Source organism: Nitrospirota bacterium (assembly GCA_040756155.1).
GTDB lineage: Bacteria > Nitrospirota > Thermodesulfovibrionia > JACRGW01 > JBFLZU01 > JBFLZU01.
In genome coordinates, this window is sequence record JBFLZU010000109.1 from 1 (window position 1) to 2,449 (window position 2,449).

The 2,449-nt window shown below is 41.9% G+C and carries 2 protein-coding genes; both read right to left on the reverse strand.

Annotated features, from left to right (window positions below; genetic code table 11):
* Positions 1-12: 12 nt before the first annotated feature.
* Positions 13-1,365 carry a sigma-54 dependent transcriptional regulator gene (locus AB1488_10335; GenBank protein ID MEW6410486.1) on the reverse strand — a complete coding sequence of 451 codons (1,353 nt, stop codon included), beginning with the start codon at positions 1,363-1,365 and terminating at the stop codon, positions 13-15.
* On the reverse strand, positions 1,362-2,449 hold a 1,088-nt coding region (locus tag AB1488_10340; GenBank protein ID MEW6410487.1), incomplete at its 5' end, for an ATP-binding protein. The genes AB1488_10335 and AB1488_10340, both read right to left, overlap by 4 nt.

Here is a 2,449-nt window from a genome sequence, read left to right on the forward strand (position 1 = left end):
CCGTCCCATTTTTCATTCAATCCCGTAGGCATTCATCTTTTCCCACAAAGTTTTTCTGCTTATTCCAAGCATCTCAGCCGCCTTTGTTTTATTTCCCTTTGTAGTTTTCAGCACTCTCAATATATGTTCTCTTTCAACTTCAGTGAGAACCTCGTCAAGAGAGCCGAGTTTTCTTCTATCATTGCGGAATAGATGGGGGGGCAGGTCAACCTTTTCGATTGTGTTCCCTTCGGATAGTGCTACGCACCTTTCCACGATATTCTCAAGTTCCCGTATATTGCCGGGATAGGTGTATCTGCAGAGAGTCTCGATTGTCTCTTTTGAAAACCTGACATTCTTGGAGAATTTTTTATTGTATCTATCAAGGAAATACTCGATAAGAAGCAGGATATCTCCACGTCTTTCTCTCAGGGGAGGGAGATAGAGCGGTATTACATTAAGACGGAAGAAGAGGTCTTCCCTGAAGTAGCCCTTTTTAACCATGTCTTCAAGATTCTTGTTTGTTGCAGCGATTACCCTGACATCAACAGTGAAGGTTTCTGTCCCTCCGAGCCTTTCAAATGATTTATCCTGAAGAACCCTGAGGAGTTTTGCCTGGATACTGAGTGGTATATCTCCAATCTCATCGAGGAAGATTGTTCCCCCATTGGCAAGTTCGAACCTTCCCTGTTTTCTCTTTATGGCACCTGTAAATGCACCCTTTTCATATCCAAATAGCTCGCTTTCAAGCAGGGTCTCAGGGAGTGCCGCACAACTTACCTTTATCAATGGTCTGTCCTTTCTCTTGCTGTTATAGTGGATGGTTGTGGCTATAAGTTCTTTTCCTGTACCACTTTCTCCATGTATGAGTATCGTTGAATCTGTGTCAGCAACCTTCTCTATGATGGAAAATACTTCTTTCATTGCATCGCTTTCACCGATTATATTAGGATAGCAGTAACACTTATGCAGATCCTTTTTCAATCTGATATTTTCTTCCTTAAGATTTCTGTACTCTATTGCCTTTCTTATAATCAGAAAAAATTCGTCCAGCGAGAAGGGCTTTGTGATGTAGTCGTAGGCGCCGAACTTCATGGCTTCAACAGCGTCTTTTATAGTGCCATAAGCGGTCATGAGTATAACGATGGTATCATGTTTGTTCTCAACGCAGTGTTTGAGGATATATTTGCCATCCATATCAGGTAGCCTGATGTCTGCGACTACAACATCAAAATCTGCCTCATTAAATGCCTGTATGGCATCTTTTCCTGTTGAGTAAGGGTGGACATCATAACCTGATTCTTTCAGGGCATCTGTGAGGGTAATCCTCATCAGTTTCTCATCCTCGATTAGCAGTATTGATTTTTTAATAAGTGAATTCTTCATGAGTATGCAGGGAAAGAAAGGGTGAAGGTGCTTCCCTCACCCACTCTGCTTTTTACATCGATTTCCCCGTTATATTCCCTGATTATCTCATAACTCATCCACAAGCCAAGCCCTGTTCCCTCACCTGGAGCCTTTGTGGTAAAAAAGGGGTCAAATATCTTTCCGAGATTCTCCTCTTGGATTCCATGGCCTGTATCTCTAACCTCTATAACCACCTTCGCATCTACAGTGGATGTCTTTACTATGAGCTCTCCTCCTGATGGCATGGCATGAATAGCATTGATGAACAGGTTGAGCATCACCTGCTGGAAATCGGTAGATTCAATCATTATTAGATTTGTATCGCTTTCTTTTATAATACGCAAGGTTATATTACTTTTCTTCAATCTGTATTCTACAAGGGATGCCACATTCTTTATAACATCTTCTACATTAGTCAGGGATACCTTGTCTTTTTCTGTCCTTGAGACCCAGAGGAGCTTGCCGACAGTGTTTTCGATCTTCTCAAGCCCCTCTTTTATGAGATTCAGATATTCCCTTCGAAACTCTTTCTCCTCACCCCTGTATTCTAACATATGAACGCAGTTAAAGAGTCCACCGAGAGGATTGTTTATCTCATGTGCAACACCGGCGGCAAGGATACCAACGGAGGCAAGTTTTTCAGATTGGACAAGCTTCTCATGGGCATTTCTGAGTTCCTCGTTTGCCTTTTTTATCCTTTCGATCATGGTATTAAACTTCTCTCCGAGGAGTGCAAGTTCATCCCTGCCCTTGACATCTACCTTTATATCGAGATAATCACCTCTTGCCTGTTCCATCGTATTTGCAAGCTGGGTTATCGGTCTTATAAAACGACGACTCAACAACAGGATTATTACAAATCCGATAATCAGAAAAATGAACGTGAGAAGAACAATCTTAGTTATTGTTGACATAATCTCCTCCTCTGCCTTCCTGAGGGAGATAGCAAACCTTAGCGTTCCCCATCTTTTTTTTCCAATTGAAAGCGGAGTTCCAACATCGAGGATATTGTGATTTATTGCAGTATTAAAAGAATGCTCAAGGAGGGTGGTCTCTGCCATCA